Source organism: Brevibacillus sp. NL20B1, assembly GCF_018195675.1.
In the GTDB taxonomy this organism is placed as follows: domain Bacteria; phylum Bacillota; class Bacilli; order Brevibacillales; family Brevibacillaceae; genus Brevibacillus; species Brevibacillus aydinogluensis.
In genome coordinates, this window is sequence record NZ_JAGTPT010000017.1 from 55,412 (window position 1) to 76,972 (window position 21,561).

At 58.4% G+C, this 21,561-nt stretch carries 22 protein-coding genes and 1 riboswitch; of the genes, 9 read left to right on the top strand and 13 right to left on the bottom strand.

Features of this window, described 5'->3' with window-relative positions; all coding sequences use genetic code 11:
• Positions 1-5: 5 nt before the first annotated feature.
• From proC to KDN35_RS12860, 4 genes are all read left to right on the top strand, one after another.
• Complete coding sequence (gene proC / locus KDN35_RS12845) at positions 6-848, top strand: pyrroline-5-carboxylate reductase (RefSeq protein WP_212132875.1); 843 nt, start codon at positions 6-8, stop codon at positions 846-848.
• A 62-nt stretch (positions 849-910) separates the two neighbouring features.
• Positions 911-1,717 (top strand): isopentenyl transferase family protein, encoded by an 807-nt coding sequence (locus tag KDN35_RS12850; RefSeq protein ID WP_171566819.1) that lies wholly within the window; start codon positions 911-913, stop codon positions 1,715-1,717.
• Positions 1,718-1,889: 172 nt separating this feature from the next.
• A complete protein-coding gene (locus KDN35_RS12855) occupies positions 1,890-2,198 on the top strand; it encodes a ferritin-like domain-containing protein (protein WP_212132876.1) in 309 nt (102 codons plus the stop codon).
• 15 nt (positions 2,199-2,213) lie between these two features.
• On the top strand, positions 2,214-2,543 hold the full coding sequence (locus tag KDN35_RS12860) for a spore coat protein (RefSeq protein ID WP_212132877.1): 330 nt from the start codon (positions 2,214-2,216) through the stop codon (positions 2,541-2,543).
• 129 nt (positions 2,544-2,672) lie between these two features.
• On the opposite strand, the gene pdxR is transcribed toward KDN35_RS12860, so the two are convergent.
• Positions 2,673-4,121 carry a MocR-like pyridoxine biosynthesis transcription factor PdxR gene (gene pdxR, locus KDN35_RS12865; RefSeq protein WP_212132897.1) on the bottom strand — a complete coding sequence of 483 codons (1,449 nt, stop codon included), beginning with the start codon at positions 4,119-4,121 and terminating at the stop codon, positions 2,673-2,675.
• Positions 4,122-4,268: 147 nt separating this feature from the next.
• Between pdxR and KDN35_RS12870 the strand changes: the two genes are divergently transcribed.
• Positions 4,269-4,892 carry a LysE/ArgO family amino acid transporter gene (locus tag KDN35_RS12870; protein WP_212132878.1) on the top strand — a complete coding sequence of 208 codons (624 nt, stop codon included), beginning with the start codon at positions 4,269-4,271 and terminating at the stop codon, positions 4,890-4,892.
• 152 nt (positions 4,893-5,044) lie between these two features.
• On the opposite strand, the gene KDN35_RS12875 is transcribed toward KDN35_RS12870, so the two are convergent.
• Entirely contained in the window at positions 5,045-6,403 is a 1,359-nt protein-coding gene (locus tag KDN35_RS12875) for a helix-turn-helix domain-containing protein (RefSeq protein WP_249179086.1), read from the bottom strand.
• 208 nt (positions 6,404-6,611) lie between these two features.
• Here KDN35_RS12875 and KDN35_RS12880 point away from each other — a divergent pair, with 208 nt between their 5' ends.
• From KDN35_RS12880 to KDN35_RS12890, 3 genes are read left to right on the top strand one after another with little or no spacing between them, the layout of a single operon-like run.
• Positions 6,612-6,839, top strand: a complete 228-nt coding sequence (locus tag KDN35_RS12880; protein ID WP_212132879.1) for an aspartyl-phosphate phosphatase Spo0E family protein — start codon at positions 6,612-6,614, stop codon at positions 6,837-6,839.
• A 39-nt stretch (positions 6,840-6,878) separates the two neighbouring features.
• The gene (locus KDN35_RS12885) at positions 6,879-7,511 is read left to right on the top strand and encodes a hypothetical protein (protein WP_212132880.1); all 633 of its coding nucleotides are present in this window, start codon (positions 6,879-6,881) and stop codon (positions 7,509-7,511) included.
• A 6-nt stretch (positions 7,512-7,517) separates the two neighbouring features.
• Complete coding sequence (locus tag KDN35_RS12890) at positions 7,518-7,907, top strand: cupredoxin domain-containing protein (RefSeq protein ID WP_171566811.1); 390 nt, start codon at positions 7,518-7,520, stop codon at positions 7,905-7,907.
• On the opposite strand, the gene KDN35_RS12895 is transcribed toward KDN35_RS12890, so the two are convergent.
• The 3 genes from KDN35_RS12895 to panE all read right to left on the bottom strand — a co-directional run bounded on the left by KDN35_RS12895 (position 7,897) and on the right by panE (position 11,179).
• On the bottom strand, positions 7,897-9,129 hold the full coding sequence (locus KDN35_RS12895; protein ID WP_212132881.1) for an MFS transporter: 1,233 nt from the start codon (positions 9,127-9,129) through the stop codon (positions 7,897-7,899). The two genes, KDN35_RS12890 and KDN35_RS12895, sit on opposite strands and share 11 nt — an antisense overlap.
• Positions 9,130-9,266: 137 nt before the next feature.
• Complete coding sequence (locus tag KDN35_RS12900) at positions 9,267-10,205, bottom strand: 4-hydroxy-3-methylbut-2-enyl diphosphate reductase (protein ID WP_212132882.1); 939 nt, start codon at positions 10,203-10,205, stop codon at positions 9,267-9,269.
• Positions 10,206-10,249: 44 nt separating this feature from the next.
• A complete protein-coding gene (gene panE / locus KDN35_RS12905; RefSeq protein ID WP_212132883.1) occupies positions 10,250-11,179 on the bottom strand; it encodes a 2-dehydropantoate 2-reductase in 930 nt (309 codons plus the stop codon).
• Positions 11,180-11,400: 221 nt separating this feature from the next.
• Here panE and glnA point away from each other — a divergent pair, with 221 nt between their 5' ends.
• Complete coding sequence (gene glnA, locus KDN35_RS12910; protein WP_212132884.1) at positions 11,401-12,819, top strand: type I glutamate--ammonia ligase; 1,419 nt, start codon at positions 11,401-11,403, stop codon at positions 12,817-12,819.
• 218 nt (positions 12,820-13,037) lie between these two features.
• Here glnA and KDN35_RS12915 read toward each other — a convergent pair whose 3' ends face one another.
• The 8 genes from KDN35_RS12915 to lpdA all read right to left on the bottom strand — a co-directional run bounded on the left by KDN35_RS12915 (position 13,038) and on the right by lpdA (position 21,557).
• Positions 13,038-13,877 carry an energy-coupling factor ABC transporter ATP-binding protein gene (locus KDN35_RS12915; RefSeq protein WP_212132885.1) on the bottom strand — a complete coding sequence of 280 codons (840 nt, stop codon included), beginning with the start codon at positions 13,875-13,877 and terminating at the stop codon, positions 13,038-13,040.
• A gap of 3 nt (positions 13,878-13,880) precedes the next feature.
• Positions 13,881-14,672, bottom strand: a complete 792-nt coding sequence (gene cbiQ / locus KDN35_RS12920) for a cobalt ECF transporter T component CbiQ (RefSeq protein ID WP_171566805.1) — start codon at positions 14,670-14,672, stop codon at positions 13,881-13,883.
• The gene (locus tag KDN35_RS12925; protein WP_212132886.1) at positions 14,669-14,956 is read right to left on the bottom strand and encodes an energy-coupling factor ABC transporter substrate-binding protein; all 288 of its coding nucleotides are present in this window, start codon (positions 14,954-14,956) and stop codon (positions 14,669-14,671) included. Before KDN35_RS12925 ends, cbiQ begins: the two co-directional genes overlap by 4 nt.
• The gene (locus KDN35_RS12930) at positions 14,957-15,718 is read right to left on the bottom strand and encodes an energy-coupling factor ABC transporter permease (RefSeq protein ID WP_212132887.1); all 762 of its coding nucleotides are present in this window, start codon (positions 15,716-15,718) and stop codon (positions 14,957-14,959) included.
• A 150-nt stretch (positions 15,719-15,868) separates the two neighbouring features.
• Positions 15,869-16,060, bottom strand: a riboswitch (cobalamin riboswitch).
• Positions 16,061-16,152: 92 nt separating this feature from the next.
• Positions 16,153-17,241, bottom strand: a complete 1,089-nt coding sequence (locus KDN35_RS12935; RefSeq protein WP_171566802.1) for a quinone-dependent dihydroorotate dehydrogenase — start codon at positions 17,239-17,241, stop codon at positions 16,153-16,155.
• A 330-nt stretch (positions 17,242-17,571) separates the two neighbouring features.
• Positions 17,572-18,696: an alanine dehydrogenase gene (ald, locus tag KDN35_RS12940; protein ID WP_171566801.1), complete on the bottom strand. Its 1,125-nt coding sequence runs from the start codon at positions 18,694-18,696 to the stop codon at positions 17,572-17,574.
• A 125-nt stretch (positions 18,697-18,821) separates the two neighbouring features.
• On the bottom strand, positions 18,822-20,057 hold the full coding sequence (locus KDN35_RS12945) for a PucR family transcriptional regulator (protein WP_171566800.1): 1,236 nt from the start codon (positions 20,055-20,057) through the stop codon (positions 18,822-18,824).
• 120 nt (positions 20,058-20,177) lie between these two features.
• On the bottom strand, positions 20,178-21,557 hold the full coding sequence (lpdA, locus tag KDN35_RS12950; RefSeq protein WP_171566799.1) for a dihydrolipoyl dehydrogenase: 1,380 nt from the start codon (positions 21,555-21,557) through the stop codon (positions 20,178-20,180).
• Between the last annotated feature and the right edge of the window lie 4 nt (positions 21,558-21,561).

A 21,561-nucleotide genomic window follows, 5' to 3' on the forward strand; every position in this document is an offset into this window, starting at 1 on the left:
GCAGCATGAGTGAACATTCAACGCTCTCTTTCGATACGCGGCTCGGCTTTCTCGGAGCCGGTTCGATCGTCGAGGCCATGCTGGCCGGCATATTGAAAAACGAACTCATTGCACCGGAGCGGATTTTTGTCGCCAACCGCAGCGACCAGGCGCGGCTCAGGCATCTGGCAGAGACGTTCGGGGTGAACGCCTGTGAGGACAAAGCCGCTCTGGTGGAGCAATCCGATATTCTCATCCTGGCGATGAAGCCCAAAGACGCTCCGGATGCGTGCCGCAGCCTGCGCGGACTCGTCCGTCCCGATCAACTGGTGATTTCCGTCGTCGCCGGCGTTTCCACGGCTTGCATCAGCGACTGGCTGGGCACCAATGGCCCGATCGTCAGAACGATGCCGAACACGTCGTCCGCCGTCGGGCTGTCCGTCACAGGCCTCTCCGCCAACCACGCCGTGAGTGAGCAGCAGCTTGGCTCCGCCACTGCCCTGTTTGAAGCGATCGGCTCCGTCCACATCGTGTCTGAAGACGAGCTGGACATCATCACCGGCCTCTCCGGCAGCGGCCCGGCCTACGTGTACTACCTGGCAGAAGCGATGGAAGGCGCGGGCGCGAAAGCCGGCCTGTCCCGCGAAATGGCCCGGCAGCTCACCGTCCAGACCCTGCTGGGAGCAGCGCAGATGCTGCTCCACTCCAGCGATGAGCCCGCCCTTTTGCGGAAAAAAGTAACCAGTCCGGGCGGCACCACCCAGGCCGGTCTGGAAGTCCTGGATTCGTACCGCTTTCAACACGCCGTCACCTCCGCGGTGCTGCGCGCCGCTGAACGGGCCCGCGAGCTTGGCGCCCAGTACCGGTGATCCGTTTTGCGCCTGCGCCCGATCGTGTATACTAAAGAAAAAACACGGACGAGGAGGAGCCGATGGAGATTTACGCCCTCTACGGTACGAGCGGGACGGGAAAAAGCACGAGTGCGCTGCAGCTGGCCCACCAGATGGACATCAGCGCCATCATTGACGACGGCATCCTGATTTACCAGGGCCGCAAGGTGGCCGGCACCTCCGCCAAGTACGAAAAAACGAAAATCCAGGCGGTCAAGCGGGCCATTTTCCACTACCGCGACCACGCGGAGGAAGTGCGCCGCGCTCTCGCCGCCCTCCGCCCTCAGCGCCTGTTGGTGATCGGCACCTCGAAGCGAATGATCGAGCGGATACGGGAAGCGCTGGACCTGCCCACCCCTGTCCGCTACATTCCGATCGAAGCGATCAAACCAGCGCATGAGATCGAAGCGGCCCGGTACATTCGGGAGACCCAGGGAAAGCACGTGATCCCGATTCCCCGCGTCGAGGTGGAAAAAGACTTCTGGCAGCGGATGATCGCCTCCGCCCAACAGATTTTTTCCGCCAAAAAGGAAGTGATCGGGGAAACGACGGTGGTACACCCGCCGTTTACCGGCGGCCGCATCCTGATTCATCCGCAGGTGCTGCGCAAGATCGTCCAGGTGACGTGCAGCCGCTTTCCGTACGTCAGCCAGGTGAAGAACATGACCTACACGTTTGAAGACGTGCCCCGTCTGCAGGTATCCCTGGATGTCCGGCTCCCGTATGGGACGTCCATTCCCCCGTTGGCCCGGGAGATTCAAGAGGCGCTACATCAGGAAACGAGCCACTGTCTCAATTTTGCCCCGGTCAGCATTGACATACGGATTATGCGCTTGCAATTGGTTTAATGGATTTCCTCCCAAGTACTCCCACATACGCAACGGCTTCTCCGGTTTGCCGACTGTCATTTGACACGAGGCAAACCGGCTTTCATTTTGCCTGCAAATACAAGTCATGACCCGCCTTCCCGCTGCTCAAGCTATGGAGTGTATCCCATTTTACCTGAAAGGAGATCGCCTCATGTCAACGACGATGTTCACTCCTCAGCAAACGCAGGCGCCGATGCCCCAACCGCCCCGCGTGATTTCGACCAAAGACGCCAGCTATTTGAAGGACGCCCTTTCCTGGGAACTGCTGGCGTTTAAAAAGCTGCACTTCTTCGCCCAACAGGCGACCGACCCGCAGGTGAAACAGGCGCTGGAAAAAGCAGGTCAGATGCATCAGCGCCACTACCAGAAACTGCTTAGCCACCTGCAGGTAAACAACGCACAGGCGATGGCTGCCATACCCCAGACACAGGCACAGCAGCAACAGCAGCAGATGCAGTAAAAGGAGGGATATGAGATGCCAAACCAAAACCAGATTGCCAATCCGCAGACGGGTGTTCCCAAGGTAAAAGGGCCGGAGATGAACGACCGTGACTTCTTGAACGACGGTCTGGCGACATGCAAGTACCTGACGGACAGCCTGAACGTCGCCGTACGGGAAGCCAGCCACCAGCAGCTCTACGACGACCTGCTGCACATCCTGACGGAGACGCACCACAGCGCCCGCGAGATGTTTAATCTGATGTTCCAAAAGGGATGGTACAAGCTGGAGGCGGAAGACCAGCAAAAGCTGCAGCAGGCGTATCAGCAATTCAGCGGATATTCCACGCAGTTTCCGTATCACTGATAGACGATCGCTGCAAACCGGGAAATTTGTCTTCAGTCTGAAGGGACATCCGACAGGGGATGTCCCTTCTGTTTGCAGACAAGTCCGTAGCCCATGGGTGATGGGGCCCGCTCGCTGCTCTGCCGACGGTCACATCATCTCTCTGATCAATCGGGACAGGCGGTGAAGCGCCCGCTCCATCTGCTGCTTATCGGCGTATGCGTACGAGAGGCGCAGGTGGCAGTCGTCCGTGCCGTCATAGATGTAGCCCGGATTCAGCAGAATGCCCTCGGCCAGCGCCCGCGAAAAGAGAGTCCGCATCGACACCGCCCGGCGCAGCCGCAGCCAGATGTAAAAGCCGCCCTGCGGATATCGCCATTCCGCCAGATCGGCAAACCAGCGCCTGAGCGACTCGCACGCGCACGCCCTGCGCGCTCGAAGCGCCTCCCTCACCGTTTGCAGATGGCGTTGGTACAGGCCGCTGCTCAGCCATTCCGCCGCCACCAGCTGGGACAGAGCGCTGGCTCCGTAATCGGTCTGCATTTTCACGTCGGCCAGTCGTTCGACAACCGGTTCCGGCCCGACAACCCAGCCAATCCGCAGCCCGGGGCTGAGCGATTTGGACAGGCTGCCCACGTACAGGACCAGCCCGTTGGGGTCGAGCGCCTTCAGCGGAGGCGGCCCCGGCTCGTCCAGCCACAGTTCGCCGTAGACGTCATCCTCCAGGATGGGCAGCCGCTCCCGTTCGCAGACGGCCAGCACCTGCTGCCGCCGTCTCTCCGACATCAGGCTGCCGGTCGGATTGTGAAAGGACGGTATGGTGTAGAGCAGAGCGGCCTGGTGAGCCTGTTTCAGCCGTGCCAGCGCATCCGGACGAATCCCTTCCTCGTCCAGCGGAACGCCCGTCAGCCGCATGCGCGACGACTGAAACACCGGCAGCGAGTACAGATAGGAAGGGCGCTCCAGCAATATGGCCGAGCCTTGGCGCAAAATACCCAGCGAGATAAGCTGCAGCGCCTGCAGTGCACCGGACACGACGAGAATGGACGACGGCGGAGCGTCGATGCCGCGCGTCCGCAGGTGGGCGCTGATCGCCTGCCGCAGTGACTTCAGCCCTTTGGGTTCCGTATAGCCGAGCTGGGCAATCTGTCCGCCCAATCGTCCCATAATCTCCGCCATGCCGGCAGACGGCAGCAGGTCGGGCGACAGTTCCCCCGTGCCCAGCCGAATGATCTGCGGATCGTATTCATGCCGGTTGATGGCCTGGATGGTCGGCTGATTGGGCGGATGTTCGCCCGCCTGGACGTAGCTCAGCCAATCGGGAGGCGGGGCGGACGCCAGCAGCGACCAGGTGTTGTTGCTGACCACGGTGCCGCTGCCCACGACCGCTTCGATCAGCCCTTCCGCCTTCAGTTCGTCCAGCGCCGTCACCACCGTGCTCCGGTTGACGCCAAACGCCTCGGCCAGGGCCCGCTGCGTCGGCAGTCTGCTTTTGACCGGCCAGTCGCCGGTGGCGATTTTTTCCCGGATGTAGGCGACAATCTGGGCGTAGATCGGCACATCCGACGCCCTGTCCGGCTTCCAGTCAATCGTCGGCACCATCGCGATCCCTCCTCCGGTCTTCATGCTTCCCCTATTGTAGCCAATTGGTCGGGTCGCTGCCAAACCAATTGGCTGGAGACAGACGGCCCGATTTGTCTTACTGTGGAAGCCATGAGATACACCGCAAAAGGAGGAGCTTTTCGCATGTGGGAAGCCGCGTTGCACGGATTTGTGCTCGCATTCGGATTAATCCTGCCGCTCGGCGTGCAAAATGTCTTTGTCTTCAATCAGGGGGCGGCCCAGCCGACGCTGTGGCGGGCGCTGCCTGTCGTCCTGACCGCAGCCGTCTGCGACACGCTCCTGATCCTGCTGGCCGTGCTGGGCGTGTCGCTGGCGGTGCTCACCTTTGCCTGGCTGAAAACCATCCTCTATGCCGGGGGCGTCTGCTTTCTCATCTACATGGGCATCCTCACCTGGCGAAGCCGCCCCTCTGCCGAGACGCAGGAGGCGGAGCAGTTCCCGCCGAAACGCCAGGTGATGTTCGCCGCATCGGTGTCGCTGATGAATCCGCACGCGATCCTGGACACGATCGGCGTCATCGGCACCAGCTCGCTGGGCTATGCCGGAGCGGCGAAGTGGGGATTCGCCGCCGCCTGCATTCTCGTCTCCTGGCTATGGTTTTTCGGACTGGCGCTGGCCGGACGGATGGCGGGCAGACTTGACTCGTCCGGCCGGCTGCTGCGCGCCCTCAACGTCGCCTCCGCCTTTCTCATCTGGGGCGTTGCTGCGTACATGGCGGTTTCGCTGGTGCGGGATCTGACCGCGTAAGGATCGCCAGGAAGCAAGAAAGGGGAGCACGTGGCTCCCCTTACAAATAATTTTTATTTATTAATTAATGCCCCGGGTCATATACATGTGGCTGGATATTTCTCGTATACAATGCGTCAGCGCTGGCCCCCCCCTCTTTTTGTATGGGCTGATCATTCATAAATACAACAATAAACAGGGCTAATACAGTCAATGTCTTCAATGTTTTCATTCTTACACATCTCTCCTTTGCTTTTTTTTATCAATTTTACCATACAACCTCTCATTTTTTCCACATATTGTATATCAATTGATTTTTTCAACTTATCGAACTGTGACAGAATGTCAGTCATACATTCGGTTATTTCCTGGTAGGCGCTCACCTCTCCGTAGGCGCTCAAACCATTAATATAGCTGTCAATCCCTTCATCGAGGGAGCCTGTCTGTATCTGAAACGCCCCCTTGTAGCGATAGTATCTTCCAATCGACAGATGCTTATAGGGTGTCTGTGGATTCTCCGGCAGGATTTCCTTTTCCTTTCTCAGCAGCTCGGCAATTTCATGGTGATTGTTCGTCTGCAGATAAATGTCCAGCAGTTCAATCACAACATGAATGCGAGAATCCGGGCTAATCTCGCGTAAACACTCTTTCAGCATGGGAACAGCCACATCATACTCTTTTTTCCGTGCTTTTACGATCGCACGGGTAAGCTTGGCCGCTTCCGTAACAAATTCATAATCAAACCTTTCAAACAAACACAAGTGGGATTCAACAGCGTCGTATTCCCCCAAACTATACAATGAGTTGATCATGGCCAAATACGCTCTGGCTGCCAGTTCCGTGTCAGCCGTATTCAACGCAAGGCCCGCTTCACAACATTCAATACACCGTTTGTATTGCTGGATGTTGTGGGCATGGAGCGCCATCCTAAAATAATAAATTGTCTGCTCCTCTCGGGTTAAAAAGTCGATATAATGCATGATTTCTTCGCCAACTCGGAACGAATCGTCCAACCGCTTCAAATCATACCTTTCAATCAGATATTTTTTGAGCAGCCCTTTGGCAATATACTGTGGGATTCCGTGTTCTCTCGCGTATTTGACAATGGTGTTGAAAAGCGGCAGGCTGAGCTCGGTATTGGTGGTGGTGTCAGCGAGGTGATACAGCCGTTCCAACGCTGTGTAGGTGTCTGTCTGGGGAGATTGCAGGAACTTGACGGCCACTTTTTCCAACAGCGAAATGCTGCTGCCTCGTTGCATGACATCCTGCAGGATTTCATATAACGTCTCTGACCGTTGTTCGTCTTCCACGTAATATTCAATGATTTTTTCATAGGGATGAGGCAGGACAGCCGCTAACGCCTTAACTGTTTTGTATTCCGGCCGCTTCGTTTCCCCGCTTTCAATCTTATAAAGTGCCCCTTTGGTCACACCAGTTTGTGCTTCCACTTCCGAAAAAGAAACCCCGCTTTGCTTACGGTAAAGAGATAACAGATCTCCGAGGGTTTTCCTTCGTGGCAGGTTCCTTTCCAACTATAACACTCCATTTCCAAACATTACTATTTAAAAGAAATTATAAACAGAAAATAAATTCAAATCAATAAAAATTATTTTTCCTTATATCAGTGTATAAAAATGTCGAACGTTTTCTAAAAAGTGAAGTTGGTGACATTTGGTAAATAGTAGGTACAGTAAAGGAAGGAAATGGAATCGCACTATCAATTCTTGGAGGCATTCGGACATGGAGGGCTGGCGCGCCAAAAATCACGAAGACGTTTCGCAAATCATTGAGAACCTCCAAAAACAACTGAATGAGATTGTCAAACAAAAAGGATCGTTGACGGATTGTGCTGTATTGCGTGTAAGCCAGGAACTGGACAGGTACATCGTGGAGCGTCAGCGAATGTTGCTGGAAAGCAGGAAAGGCAGGATTCTTCTCCGCTCACCTTACCGCAAAAATCCCGGCTAGAGCGGGACATCCGAGCGATAAAAAGGAGTTGATGGCTTCTTGAAAAAACCTTTCGGATTCGCAGCAAGTGCCGTCATTGTCGCTGCGGTTGGAATCACATCGGCTGCCGCAGCACAGCTGACCGCTTCTTCCCCCGATCCGGGACAGGAGCGAACGGCTGTGTATGCCGCCGAGGTTCAGCGACTGGCAGAAAGCCGCACGTTTGTCGACAACGGATTGAACGTCCAGGCATTGGATGAAGCGGCAAAAGTGGATGAAAACACTGCGCTTGCAGCGGCGAAGCGATTCATTGGTTCCTCACGCGCAACGACTGCCGAGAAGGTGACGATGGCGCTGGCGCGATTGACGGATGCGCATGGACAAGGCGTTCCCGTCTGGATTGTGACCTTCCACGGCGTGGAGATGCCGAGAAACGGGAAGCCCGGCAGGAACCAATACGTGAACGCTGATGTTCACGTGATGATTGATGCCAACACCGGCGAAGCGATCGAAATGATCGTCGGCAAGCATGGACAATACAGCAAAAGCCCTGATCCCGACATCATGTTGGGAGAAGGGCTTTTTTCGCGCTCGGATCAGCCATCATCTGCGCACCATCGCTGTGTTTATCCCCGCCCAGGCCAGGACAGGATAATAGTAACAGCACAGATCATGCACACGCGAAGGAGCTGAAGTGTAATGACTCGTCACCGTTTCAGGCAGCTTCGCTATCCGTTTATCGCGCTGGCGCTGATATCGGGGTTATTAGCCTTGCATGACCACTACCGCATAAATACCTCCCCGGTCGCGGCCCAACGCGTGCAAACCGTCACCATTGCCAGCGCCGGCTTTTTGCCCAACCGGCTCGTCTTTCACCAGGGAGAGACCGTTTCCCTGACGGTCGTCAACACGGACACCCGTCCCCACAACCTGGTGATTCGCGAGTTGAACATCTCTTCCGCCGATCTGAAACCGAGCCAGTCGACGACGCTCCAGTTTACGGCCAGCAAAAAAGGGCGCTATCCGTTTGTCTCGGATACGCCCGGTTATCCGGAAACAGGGTATCAGGGACTGCTGATTATCGACTAAGCTGTCCTGACGCGAACTGTTCCTGCTGCTCGGCCGAAGCGTGCTTCCACGGCCCAAAGCGGATGATCAGCAGCGGAATGAGTCCGGCCACCGAGGCCAGACCGAAAAACAGGTACGTCTCCAGGATGGAAAACGTGTCCTTGATCCATCCGCCCACCAGGTTGCAGGTCATCGAGCCCAGACCGTTGCCGATGGAAGCGTAGATGGCAAGCGCGGTCACCTGCAGGGAAGCGGGCGTGTTTTCCCGCACGAACTGCGCTGCCGTGGCCAGATAACATCCGACGGAGAGCCCCTGGATGAAAAAGAGGGCGATCACCCAGGTCGTGTCGGGAGCCGTGCTGTACCAGAGCCAGCGCAGGGCGGAGACCGTGCTCGAAAGCAGAATGGTCAGCTCCAGCCCCCAGCGGCGCACAAAGTAACCGGCGACTTTCATAAACGGCGCCTCACTGCCGGCAAAGAGCAGAAAGGCCAGACCCACGCCGGCCACCGTTCCCCCGATGTGCTGGTAGTACAGGGAAAACCAGATGTTATGGGCATTGATCGTCCCAAAGATAAAAAAGGTAGCCGCGAGAAACAGGACAAACCGCGGCAGGCGGATCAGCTGAGTCAGTCCCTTGAACACACTCACGGTAAACGGCGCCGCATCCGTGTGTTCCGGAATCCGGCGCAGAAACAGGCAGGCGATCAGGTAGGCGCCACAGTACGAGTAAAAAATGGCGGCAGGCCCCCATTGTTCCACCGCCAACCCGGTCAGAAAGGCGGCGAGGGCAAACCCGACTGCGCCCCACATGCGAATGTCGCCGAACTGGACGTTGTGCCGTTTCGCATACCCCAGTGCCAGGCTGTCCGACACGGGTACGACCGCACTTTGAAACACGGACATGGCGATGTAGAGCAAAAACACCCAGGCAAACGTGGAAACGGCGGGAAACAGCAGCCCGATCGCCCCCGCTGCTGCCAGGGTCAGCATCAGGACCTGCTTGCGGATGTGAAAGCGGTCGCAGATCATGCCCCACAGCGGCTGTGTCACAATGGAGATCACCGGTGTCACGGCGCTGATCACGCCGATCTGCGTTCCGGTCAGGCGGATCGAATCGTAGTACTGGGTAATGAGCGGAAAAAACGAGCCGAATCCGTAGTAGGCAAACAGGTAAAATGCGTTCAGGTGGATGCGCTGTGCCCCGCGTTCGTCGCTCGCTTGACTGGTCAGTGCTTCAGACATAAGCTCTCCTTTGGTTCTGGCCGAGGAGACGAGCGTGCCTGCTCGTCTCCTCGGCCAAATTGCGCTTGGGTTCAGATGTCGGAAACGCGGTAATTTCTTGTGGTGACAGTTCTCGTCTCCGGCGGCAGCGGCCCGCTTTACTGCTTCACTGCCGGGAGGATTTTCTCCATGTTGACTGTCCGCTTTTTCTCCCAGGTCTCCGGCTTTGTCTCGTCGTACTGCTCCAGGAACTGGATCACCTCTTTGGTCAACGGCGTCGGCGTGGACGCACCGGACGTGACCGCCACCTTTTTCTTTCCTTTCAGCCATTCCAGATTCAATTCGGACAAATCAGCGATGCGGTAGGCCGGCACGCCGGCAATCTCTTCCGCCACCTGCGCCAGCCGGTTGGAGTTGTTGCTGCGCGGGTCGCCGACGACGATGCAGAGATCGGCCTCTCCGGCCTGTTCCGCGACTGCCTCCTGGCGCACCTGTGTGGCCAGGCAGATTTCGTTGTAGACCTCCACCTGCGGGAAGCGTTTGATGATCGCGTCCATCAGGTGTTTGACGTCCCACTGGCTCATCGTCGTCTGGTTGGTCACGATCAGTTTGTCGACGGGCAGATTCAGCGCCTCGATCTCGTCCACGGTCTGCACCAGATGCACCCTGTCGGGAGCAATGCCGACGGCTCCCTCCGGCTCCGGATGCCCTTTTTTGCCGATGTAGATGACGTGATACCCGTCCGCCACTTTTTCGCGGATCAGGTCATGGGTCTTGGTGACGTCCGGGCAGGTGGCGTCTACCACGGTCAAGCCCTTTTCACGCGCCTTTTTCCGCACTTCGGGGGAAACGCCGTGCGCGGTGAAGATCACCGTCCCCTTGTCAATCTTGTCGAGCAGCGCCAGCCGGTCTTCGCCGTCCAGCGTCTTTACACCCAGTTTTTCAAACGCCTCAACGACGTGGGCGTTGTGTACAATCATCCCCAAAATGTGAATCGGTCGGGGCAGGTCAAAATTTTGCGCCGTTTTCAGCGCCAGCACCATGGCGTCCACGACGCCGTAACAGTATCCGCGGGGGGAAATCTTGATCACTTCCATGTGTACCCCTCCTCTCGAAATAAATAAACCGTTACTATTATACCTTATTTGCCTGCTTCCCGCTTCCGTTCGTAAACCTTCAGATTATTGTACACAACTTTGAGCAGCGGCGCGGCCACACCCAGTTCCTCCGCCCGCCACAGCAGGTAGCCCTGCAGGTGATCCGCTTCCACCGGCAGCCCTTTTTCCATGTCGCGCAGCATCGAGGACTTCATTCCGTAGCCCAGATTTTGAAACGTCTTCATCTGCTTCTCGACGATGTCTTCGTCGATCGGGGCATGCAGCGCGCGCATCACGGCGGCCGCCTCTTCGGCCAGTTGGCGCGTCAGCTCCATCCCGTAGACGGCATCGCGGATCGGCCCTACCGCTGCGTTCATCAGCGTGGTCATGCCCGACAAGGTGGTGATGAACAGGTACTTGTGCCACATGTCGCGCTGGATGTTGGCGCTCGCCCTGATCGTGGCCGCCGTCCCCTCAAAAGCCCGTTCGATCGCGTCCACCCGCTCGCTTCGCCCGCCTTCCCACTCGCCGAACACCGCTTCGTGCGTCGGGCTGGTCTGCACCACATCGCCATCCTCGTTCAGCGTCGTCTCGATAAAACAGAGACCGCCGAGGACCCGCTCCCGTCCAAAACGCGCCCATAACTGCTCCATGTGGGCAATCCCGTTCAAGAGCGGCACCACCACCGTCTGTTCGCCCACGTACGGAGCAATCGACTCCAGGCTGTCGTCCAGATGATAGGCCTTGTTGGACAAGATCACCACGTCAAACGGCCCTGCTTCTTCACCTGCGACGATCAACTGCGGTTGGTCGAGATGAATGTCGCCGTGCACGCTATGTACGCGCAGGCCCCGCTTCAACAGCTGTTCCTGCCGACGTTTTCGCACGAGGAAGGTAACATTTTCCCCCTTTTCCGCCAATCGGGCGCCAAAATATCCGCCCACCGCACCTGCTCCCAAGATCAATACGTTCATCCGCATTTCCTCCCCATCTTAGTTCAAAATAGTCTGTCTCCATTCTAATAAAACGGAAGCTGATGCGATACCCCGCACTATTATGTAATAAAACCTAACATTATGCGTCATAAAACCTATTGACAGCGCAAAAATCCAAACACTATAATCGCTAATATGAAATTAAAAATCGAACATTAACACAAATTTCACCTAAGAATATTCGTCGTGGAGTGATCAAAATGGATATGAAATCAGTTCTTTCCCTGATTGAATCAGAAAACATCGAATATGTTGACTTTCGCATCGTCGACCTGTCCGGCCGCCAGCATCATGTGACCATCCCCGCCTATGCGGTTGACGAAGGGACCTTCCTCAACGGCGTCGCCTTTGACGGCTCCAGCCTGGTTGGGTATAAAGGCATCGAAGACAGCGACATGGTGGCGATGCCCGACCCCGCCAGCGCATTTATCGACCCGTTTGTCGAAGCGAAAACGCTGAACATCGTCTGCGACATTTACAATCCCGACGGCACACCCTACGAACGCGACCCGCGCGGCATCGCCCTGAAGGCGGAACGCTACCTGAAACAGACAGGCCTGGCCACCGACGCCTACTTCGGGCCGGAATCGGAATTTTTCCTGTTTGACAACGTCCGCTACGCTTCCGGACCGTCCGGTTCCTTCTTCCATATCGACTCCGAGGAAGCATTCTGGAACACCGGGAAGGAAGGGCAAAACCTCGGCTACAAGGTGCGCAACAAGGGCGGCTACTTCCCCGTGCAGCCGACTGACACACAGGTGGACATCTGCAATGAGATGTGCACACTCATGACCCAAGCCGGCCTGAAAGTGGAGCGCCATCACCACGAGGTGGCCACTGCCGGGCAAGCGGAAATCAACTTCCGCTTTGACACCCTGACGCGCACGGCTGACAACCTGCTGCTGTTCAAGTACATCGTCCGCAACGTGGCGGCCAAACACGGCAAGACGGCCACCTTCATGCCGAAACCGATCGTCGGCGACAACGGCAGCGGCATGCACGTGCATCAAAGCCTGTTTGACGGCGAGCGACCGCTCTTCTACGAAAAAGGCGGCTACGCCAACCTGAGCCAAATGGCGCTCTATTACATTGGCGGCATCCTGTATCACGCCCCGGCCCTGATTGCGCTGACCAATCCGAGCACCAACTCGTTCAAACGGCTGGTGCCCGGCTATGAAGCGCCGGTCAACCTGGTCTTCTCCAAAGGGAACCGCTCCGCTGCCATCCGCATCCCGGTGGCTGCCATGACGCCGAAAGCGGCTCGCATCGAGTTTCGCACCCCGGACTCCACGGCGAATCCGTACCTGGCCTTTGCCGCCATGCTGATGGCCGGTCTGGACGGAATCAAGCGCGGGCTTGATCCGCGCGAACTGGGATTCGGGCCGGTTGACCGCAACATCTACGACCTCACCGATGCAGAAAAACATGAGATCAAGAGCGCACCCGGCTCGCTGGAAGAAGCGCTGAACGCGCTGGAACGCGACCATGACTTCCTGCTGGAGGGCGGCGTCTTCACTCACGACGTGATCGAAACCTGGATCGCCCTCAAGCGCGACGAAATCCAACAAGTGGAGCGCACCGTCAATCCGAAGGAATACGAACTGTACTACGATCTGTAAGCCAAGCGCTCGGGCAATCCTCCAATCTGGAACCGCGAGAAACCGAATCCGCCGCAAATACAGAAGCAACAAAAAGACCGAGGCATTGTGCCTCGGTCTCAGTTTGTTTGCAGGCAAAATCAGTCATGTGTGATGGTGCCCGCTCGCTCTCTTGACAACCAGCAAAGTAGTCGAATGCGTCCACTCCAAAACGCGACGCGGATAAGGGGCAAACAACGCTACAACAAACGCAGCCGCTCCGCCAGCTCGCCCGTCGTCTTGGGCAGGCCGGGGCCGAGCCGTTCTTTCACATGGCCGGGAAGGGATTCCCACAGTTCCAGCACGGCGGGCCGTTTGAACTGCAAAACCTCCAGGATGTCCCGACGGGCAAAGACACGCTCCGGCTCCCCTGCCAGCACAAGCCGCCCCGCATCCATCACAAACACCCAGTCCGCCCAGGCGTATGCGAAATCCAGGTCATGCGTCGCCATTACAATCGTCGTGCCTGCTGCGTGGATGCGCTCCAACTGGCGGACAAAGGCCTCTGTCTGCCACGGGTCCAGGTAGGACGTCGGCTCATCCAGCAGCAGCAGTTCCGGTTCCATCACCATCACGCCGGCCAGGCCCACCCGCCGCTTCTGGCCGAGACTCAGATGATGCACCGGAGTGTCAGCCCACTCGCTCAGGCCGAATGCCTCCAGTGTCCGCCGCACTTTTTCCCTGATCTCCGCTTCCGGCAGATGGAGATTGCACAGCCCGTACGACACATCCTCGGCGACAGTGGCAGCGATCAACTGCTGCTCCGGGTCCTGAAACACAAGCCCTACGTTTCGTTTGAGCGCCTGCAGATCTGCCCGCCGCGAACTGATCGGCACGCCTTTCCACAGGACCTGTCCCTTGTGCGGGCGAAAAATGCCGTTTGCATGCAAAAACAGCGTCGACTTGCCGCAGCCGTTGCGGCCGAGCAGCGCACATCGCCGGCCTGCCGGCACGGCCATTGTCACGCCGTTGAGCGCAGGCTGAGCGGCGCCCGGATAGGTGTAATGCACATCGGCAAACTCAAGCACATGCGTTGTCACGTCTCATCCTCCGATCCACCATTCCCATGCCGCCAGCAGCACGCATCCGACCAGTGCCTCCCGTTCGTGCCGCTTGGAGCGGACATGTGTTGACAGGCTGACGACGCGAAAGTCCTCCGTGAAACCTCGCGCCATCATGCCCAGGTACAGCTGCCGATACCGGAGCATCGCACGTGCAAACAGCCGGCTGACCAACCTGCCGGTGTCGCGGAGCGCCGCGCGAATCCCCTGATAGCCGCCCCTCGCGATTTGCGCGGTCCGCAGCCAGGCTGCCGTTTCCAGAAACACAAACCCCAGACGGTACATAAGCATCACCAGATCGGTCAGCACCGCCGGCAGGCCGATGCGGCGCAGCACCTGGAGCAGTTCGGCAAACGGCACGGTAAAGAGCACGAAATACAAGCAGGACAGTGCCGCGAGGGAACGGCACATGAGGGTCACTGCCCGGGCGACGCCGTCCGTGGTCACATAGATCACCCAGCCTCCCCACTGCCAGGCGGCCAGGACATTGGCGCCGCTGCTCCACCCGGACGAAGGCGCCGCTTCCACCAACAGGGCCGGCATTCCCGCGGCCAGAAACGAACATGCGAGAACGAGCCCGACCAGGTAGACGCGCCAGGGAATGCGGGCGTAGGCGACAATCCAGATGCTGATCCAGACAAAGGCGGCAATCTGCACGGGCGGATGGCTGACCAGGACGATCAACATCAGCGCCACGGCAAACAGCAGCTTGCAGCCGGGGGACAGGCGGCGCAGCCGGTTGGTGTAGGCGAGCGTATCCAACTGGTCGATCATTGTTCTTTGCCGTTGTTCAACCGACCCCGGTACAGGCCGATTGCATATCCGATAAATCCGGCGCCCAGCGCGGCCTGCACGGCAAACAGCAGGCTTTCCGTCTCGCCGCCCGGCGGCTCCACAAGCGGCTGGAACCAGGGCTCATAGTCGGGGGCCACTTCTTTGATCGCTTCTTCCGCCGCGCCGTCCGCTCCGCCAAACTCCGAATCTTTCACCAATATCAGCGGCAGCACGGCCAACAACGCCACCAGCAGCAACAGCACCCGGTTTGACCAGCGTTTCACTTACATCCCCTCCCGTTTGAGCAGCGGCAGTTGCGACAGTTCTTTTGCATTGTACGACTGCAGCCAGTTCCAGACGAGCACCGTCAGCAGTCCCTCGCTTATGGCCAGCGGCACCTGCGTCAGCGCGAAGATGCCGGCAAATTTGGCGAACGAGGCGGCGACACCACCGGATGCTGCCGGAAACGCCAGCGCCAGCTGCAGTGACGTCACCACGTACGTGGTCAGGTCGGCCAGGGCAGCCGCCAGAAACACTGCCACCCGCTGGCCGCCGTTGGCCCGCAGCACCAGCCGATACACCCCGTAGGCCACAAACGGCCCGACCACTGCCATGGAAAACGCGTTGGCCCCCAGCGTGGTCAAGCCGCCGTGGGCGAGCAGCAGGGCCTGGAACAGCAGCACCAAGGTGCCCAGCACCGACATGACCAGCGGACCGAACAGGATGGCTCCCAGGCCGGTCCCGGTCGGGTGGGAACTGCTCCCGGTCACAGACGGAATTTTCAATGCGGACAGAACAAAGGCAAACGCCCCCGCCACCCCCAGCAGCAGCTTCAACTCGGGGTTATCCTGGACCAGCCGCTTGATGGAGCGCAGGCCCAGCAGGAAAAAGGGCAGAAACGCGGCCCACCAGAACAGCGCCCACTCCACCGGCAAAAAGCCTTCCATGATGTGCATGGCGTGTCCGGTCTCCGGCTCATTCAGCAGAAAGTACAGGACAAATCCCGTCACAAGCATTCCGCTCATCAACGAACGCGAACGGCTCATCGAGCATCCTCTCCCTATCTGGTTCGACATCCAACGTCCAAGAAAAAAACTCATCCGGCCGGATGAGCTTTGCGCAATGTGAATAGACGACTACTTCCTCAAACAAAACAGTCGTACTGCCTGGGCTCACCTCTCCTTTCCTCGAAGGCTGTTGGGTGCGGCAGCTAGGTAGGTCTCCTGGCTTCCAGATCATCACGCTCTTTTGCCTTCCCCGTCCGGCGAGCGGCGAGTGGCCTGTCAAAAGAGAATTCCCTGGTTACAGTGGCGGGACCGCTCGGGATTTTCACCCGATTCCCTGTTACCCCTTATCCGCATAAGGGCACCTAGCTCCGTTGTATTCGGTTTTTTTCCTTTCCATCTTGGACGTTTGCGTCCATTATAAACGAGCCCCCGCGAAAGCAAAAGAGGGGAGAATCGTCTCCGAGGTGCGCTATCTATCGTGCGTCCACGCCTACCGCGTCGCTGATGCGGGCAAACCCGTCCTTCTTCAACAGCTGCACCAGCCGTTTGTTAATCTGCCGCGCAATACCCGGCCCGCGGTAGATCATTCCCGTGTACACCTGCACCAGGCTGGCGCCGGCGCGAATCTTGCGGTAGGCGTCGTCACCGGTGAAGATGCCGCCCACTCCGATGATCGGCACCTTGTCCCCCACTTCCTGGTAAATTTCTCTCACCCAGGCGGTGGACCGCTCCTCCAGCGGCTTTCCGCTCAAGCCGCCCGCTTCTTCTGCGTACGGGTGGTTTTCCACCCCATCACGGGACAGTGTGGTGTTGGTGGCGATGATGCCGGCCGCCCCTTCGGCCACCGCGGCCCTGACCACGTCACTCATCTGCTCGTCCGCCATGTCGGGCGATACCTTCACCAGGATCGGCTTCGCCTTGGCGCCGCGCATCTCCAGTTCGGCCGCCTTGGCCTTCACTTCGCGGAGAATGGACCGCAGGCTGTTGGCCTCCTGCAAGTCGCGCAGGTTGGGCGTGTTGGGCGAGCTGACGTTGATCACAAAATAATGGCCGTACGAATAGAGCAGGTCCAGGCACTTGCTGTAGTCGGAAGCCGCTTCTTCATTGGGCGTCAGCTTGTTCTTGCCGATGTTGATGCCGATCGGGATGTCGGCATAGGCGTAGTCCAACAGGTTTTGCGAGGCGGTGTAGGCGCCGTAATTGTTGAACCCCATGCGGTTAATGACCGCCTGCTTCTCCGGCAGGCGGAACAGCCGCGGCTGCGGATTGCCCGGTTGTCCCTGCGGCGTGATTGTGCCCACTTCCACGAATCCAAAGCCCAGCGAAGCCAACGCGTGATAGACTTCGGCGTTTTTGTCAAATCCGGCGGCCAGGCCGACTGGATTGGGAAAGCGAATGCCCCAGAGCGTTGTCTCCAGACGTTCGTCGCGGAACTGATACACCATCTTCAGGATGCTTTTGCCCGGTGCGGAGTTTTCCACTGACCGGAGCAGGTGTATGGTCTTCTCATGCGCTTCTTCTGCGCTCATCTTAAACAGGAATTTTTTGACCAGTTGATACATCACTGCACTCCTCACTCGTTCTACTGCCTAGTAGCATACCATATTTGCAAAAGGGTGCGCACTACGAGAGAAGTACCCTTTCCCTTCGGTTACGGAAAAACTTCTGCCGCGATACGAGGATAGACCCTGGTCCATTGGCAGCAGACGGCTGTTTCGGTTCCTACTCCTCCCGTCTGCAGGCAGCCGGCCCCTCTAGCAACTAGTATCCTCATTCCCTATGCCTGTATTCTCTTAAACCCGATCTCCCGACAAAAAAACTGCCTGCCCCGATTGGCAGGGCAGGCAGTTGGTCACGGTTTTGCTGTGTCGGCTGGGATCGTCCCGGCCCGGTCAGTTTTTCACCAGCAGCACGTCGTCGATAGAGACGTACGGCAGGTTGTGCGCTTCGGCGACGGCCTTGTAGGTCACGTTCCCCTCGATCACGTTGACCCCTTTGGCCAGCGCGCGGTTGTCCAGAATCGCTTGGCGGTAGCCCTTGTTGGCAAGCTGCACAGCGTACGGCACGGTCACATTGGTCAGTGCCAGCGTGGAAGTGCGCGCCACCGCGCCCGGCATGTTGGCAACCGCGTAGTGGATCACGCCGTGTTTTTCGTAGGTCGGGTTGTCGTGCGTGGTGATGCGGTCGATCGTTTCGATGGAACCGCCCTGGTCGATCGCCACGTCGACGATCACAGAGCCCGGTGCCATCGTTTTGACCATCTCTTCCGTCACCAGGCGAGGTGCACGGGCACCAGGGATGAGCACGGCGCCGATGAGCAGGTCCGCCTTTTTCACGGCGTTGGCGATGTTGAACGAATTGGACATCAGGGTTTGCACGCGACCTTGGAACAGGTCATCCAGTTGGCGCAGGCGATCAGCATTCACGTCGATAATCGTGACGTTGGCGCCCAGACCGACTGCCATTTTGGCAGCGTTGGTGCCGACGATGCCGCCGCCGATGATGACCACTTCACCTTTTTGCACACCAGGTACGCCGCCGAGCAGCACGCCCTTGCCGCCGTACGGTTTCTCCAGGAACTGCGCGCCGATTTGCACGGACATGCGGCCGGCCACTTCGGACATCGGCATCAGGAGAGGCAGTGAACCGTTGTCCAATTGAATGGTTTCATACGCGATCGCCACCACTTTTTTCTCCATCAGGGCGCGAGTCAGCTCCGGTTCCGGCGCCAGGTGCAGGTAGGTGAACAGGACCAGGCCTTCGCGGAAGTAGCCGTATTCGGACGGAAGCGGTTCTTTTACTTTCATCACCATATCGGCTGCCCACGCTTCCGCTGCCGTGGCGACGATCTCCGCTCCTACCGCCGTGTAATCGTCGTTGGTAAAGCCGCTGCCCAGGCCGGCACCGTTTTCGATGCGAACCGTGTGGCCGTTTTGCACCAGCGCAGCCACGCCGGCAGGGGTAATGGCTACGCGATTTTCGTTGTTTTTAATCTCTTTGGGAATCCCTACAATCATGCTGGTTATCCTCCTTCGCAACGCCGTATAACGAGTTACTGCTATTGTACAGCGTTTTCAAAACGCGTTTCCTTGGGGATTCCCTTAATCTTTTGCCGCTCTGTTTGTGAATTTTCACAAACGAACTAGCGTTCCTGGTCCAACTTATCCATTTTCAGTTCCAGATACAACGCGGCGCGCTGATTCATGTCCTCCAGGTCGACTCGCAGAATCTCCTCGATCCGGCGCAGGCGGTACCCAAGCGTGTTGATGTGGATGTGCAGCCGCTGGGCGGTGACGTTGGACCGGCCGGCAGCGTCCAGGTACGTCTCCAGCGTCTCCATCAGCGCAGTCTGGTTTTCCCGGTCATACGCCTTGAGCCGGGCCAGCCGGTCGTTTTGGTAGCCCTGCTCTTCGTCCCACTCCTTCAGTTTCAGCAGGTAGCGGTAGATGCCCAGTTCGTGGTACCCGTGAATTCCTTCTGTCTCACGCGGAAACAGCCGCTTTACCCGAACCGCGTGGAGCGCTTCCCGGTAGCTTTTTACGATGTCGGGGTAGGCCCTGTAGACGCAGCCGTAACCGGCCGTCACCTGGCCTTCGCGGACGTGGGTCACCAGCTTGCTGAGCGAGTCGGCCAGAAACTGCTCGGTTTTGCGCAGCAGCTCGTCTTTCCCTTCCTTGCCTCGACCGAAAAGACCGATCAGCAGCACGATCTGTCCGTCATCCACCACCCACAGCAGCTTGTCGCGCATCAAAAGCGGGTAGAGGTACTGCTCCAGCCCCGTTCCGGCCGCCTCGATGACGCAGATGAGGTAGGAGGAAGGCAGCTTCATCTGCAGGCTTTCCGCTTTTTGCCGAATCAGCGCGTCACTGGTGTGATTGCCCAACAACAACTCCCAGAGAAACTCCTTGCGCCGCCGCTCCTCCGCCTTCCGCTTTCCCTGCCGCTGCACCAGCCGGGTCACCGCTGCCCGCGCCGCCTGTCGCAATATTTCGTCGTCTTCCTCGGTCAAGGGGCGGTTTACTTCCTGGGCCCAGATGTATCCCAGCACGTCGCTGCCGCGGCGAATCGCAATCGCCACCCGCTTGCCGAGCCCCACCTCGTCTTTTGCCGGGATGTGCACGGGGTCGTCCTTGGTCAAAAGCTCCTGAAACACCCCGTCTTTCCACAACCGGGTCAGCACGTGTTCCGGCACCCGCCGGCCCATGATCGTCGACCAACGGGCCTGGTCGGTGCTTTCGCCGTGGGAGCTGTAGGCGATCAGCCTGTGGTCGGCGTCTTCGATCGTGATCGGGTTTTGCAACAGATCCCCGATGATGTCCGCCAGTTCTTCAATATCCGCATGTTGGTACTTCTGAAAGTAATCAGGTTGAACAGGCACGGTTCCACCTCTTTGCCGACCATGTGTACGTAGTTCTATTATACCGGAAAGGTGGAACGAGGCGGAACAAAAGATAGCGAGACACCGCAATGCCCGCCCGGCAGCGATACCTGCCTGACGTCATGCATGGACAGCCTGGCCGATCCCGCCCCGAACTGCCTCCCAGAGCGTTTCGGACAGTGTCGGATGGGGCGCGATCAGGGTTTCCGCCGCCTCGGCTGTCATTTCCGTGTGCAGCATCAGCGAAGCCTGACCGATTAACTCAGTAGCCCGCGGTCCCACCAGGGAAATGCCCACGATTTCATGATAGCGAGGTTCGATCAAGACTTTTGCCTTGCCGGCTGTCTCCTGCAAAATCTGCGCCTTGCCGTTGGCCGCAAAGGGAAACTCGCCGATCCGGATCTCGCCGTACGTTTCCCGCGCCTGCCGCTCAGTCAGTCCCACCGACGCCACTTCCGGCGAGGTGTAGATGCAGCGTGGCACTGCGCGATAATCGACGCTGCGGTCCCCTCCGCAGATGTTGACGGCGCTCACCTCTCCTTCATGAAACGCCACGTGCGCGAGCTGAATTCCCCCGATCACATCGCCCGCCGCGAAAATGTGCGGCAGGTTGGTCTGCATCCGCTCGTTCACCTCGACCCCGCGCGAAGTGACGCGCACCCCGATCCGTTCCAACCCCAGACCGGCCACCCGGGGCCTGCGCCCGATTGCCACGAGAACAGCCTCTGCGGCAATTTCGATCACCCCCTCCGGTGTACGCACCCGCGCTGTTTTCGTCGCGTGATCCAGCGCTTCCACACGGCTGCCCAAATGAACGGTGACCCCCGCTTGCCTCAATCCCCGCTCCAGGACGGCGGCGATGTCTGCGTCTTCGCCAGGCAGCAGTTGGTCTGCCATTTCGACGACGATCACGCTGCTCCCCATCCGCCCGTACAGCGAAGCAAATTCACAGCCGATCACGCCGCCGCCCACGATCAGCAGGACGGGCGGGGCGGCGTCAAGCGACATGGCATGACCGCTGTGCAGGACCCACTCGCCGTCAAACGGCGCAAACGGCAGGGCGATCGGCTCCGAGCCGCTGGCGATGAGAAAGCGGTCCGCTTCCAGCCGCTGTTCACCGTCACTCCGCTCAATGAGCAGCCGGTGCTCGTCGATGAAGGACGCCCTCCCGCGGATGACCTGCACCTGGTTTTTCTTCATCAAGTGATGAACCCCGCTGGTCAACCTGCGCACAATGCCCTGCTTGTACGCCTGCACATTTTTCCAGTTGACGCTTGTTGCTTCCGCCGGCACGTCAATGCCAAAGCGGCCGGCACGCTGAACATGCTGGTACATCTCTGCCGACTCCAGCAGCGCTTTGGTCGGCATGCAGCCTTCGTTCAGACAAGTGCCGCCCAATTCCTTTTCTTCGATCAAAAACACCCGTTTCCCCAGGCGCGTGGCGGTGATTGCCGCCACGTACCCTGCCGGACCTCCGCCAATAATCGCAACGTTTTGCATGTGA

Bases quoted from the DNA above. Each gene is read 5' to 3' on its own strand.
- KDN35_RS12900 (WP_212132882.1), bottom strand. From the start codon at position 10,205: ATGGAAGTGATCAAGATTTCCCCCCGCGGATACTGTTACGGCGTCGTG.
- KDN35_RS12890 (WP_171566811.1), top strand. From the start codon at position 7,518: ATGACTCGTCACCGTTTCAGGCAGCTTCGCTATCCGTTTATCGCGCTG.
- cbiQ (WP_171566805.1), bottom strand. From the start codon at position 14,672: ATGATCGACCAGTTGGATACGCTCGCCTACACCAACCGGCTGCGCCGC.
- KDN35_RS12850 (WP_171566819.1), top strand. From the start codon at position 911: ATGGAGATTTACGCCCTCTACGGTACGAGCGGGACGGGAAAAAGCACG.
- lpdA (WP_171566799.1), bottom strand. From the start codon at position 21,557: ATGCAAAACGTTGCGATTATTGGCGGAGGTCCGGCAGGGTACGTGGCG.
- KDN35_RS12935 (WP_171566802.1), bottom strand. From the start codon at position 17,241: ATGTATCAACTGGTCAAAAAATTCCTGTTTAAGATGAGCGCAGAAGAA.
- KDN35_RS12930 (WP_212132887.1), bottom strand. From the start codon at position 15,718: ATGAGCCGTTCGCGTTCGTTGATGAGCGGAATGCTTGTGACGGGATTT.
- KDN35_RS12880 (WP_212132879.1), top strand. From the start codon at position 6,612: ATGGAGGGCTGGCGCGCCAAAAATCACGAAGACGTTTCGCAAATCATT.
- glnA (WP_212132884.1), top strand. From the start codon at position 11,401: ATGGATATGAAATCAGTTCTTTCCCTGATTGAATCAGAAAACATCGAA.
- KDN35_RS12860 (WP_212132877.1), top strand. From the start codon at position 2,214: ATGCCAAACCAAAACCAGATTGCCAATCCGCAGACGGGTGTTCCCAAG.
- proC (WP_212132875.1), top strand. From the start codon at position 6: ATGAGTGAACATTCAACGCTCTCTTTCGATACGCGGCTCGGCTTTCTC.
- panE (WP_212132883.1), bottom strand. From the start codon at position 11,179: ATGAACGTATTGATCTTGGGAGCAGGTGCGGTGGGCGGATATTTTGGC.
- ald (WP_171566801.1), bottom strand. From the start codon at position 18,696: ATGATTGTAGGGATTCCCAAAGAGATTAAAAACAACGAAAATCGCGTA.
- KDN35_RS12855 (WP_212132876.1), top strand. From the start codon at position 1,890: ATGTCAACGACGATGTTCACTCCTCAGCAAACGCAGGCGCCGATGCCC.
- KDN35_RS12870 (WP_212132878.1), top strand. From the start codon at position 4,269: ATGTGGGAAGCCGCGTTGCACGGATTTGTGCTCGCATTCGGATTAATC.
- KDN35_RS12895 (WP_212132881.1), bottom strand. From the start codon at position 9,129: ATGTCTGAAGCACTGACCAGTCAAGCGAGCGACGAACGCGGGGCACAG.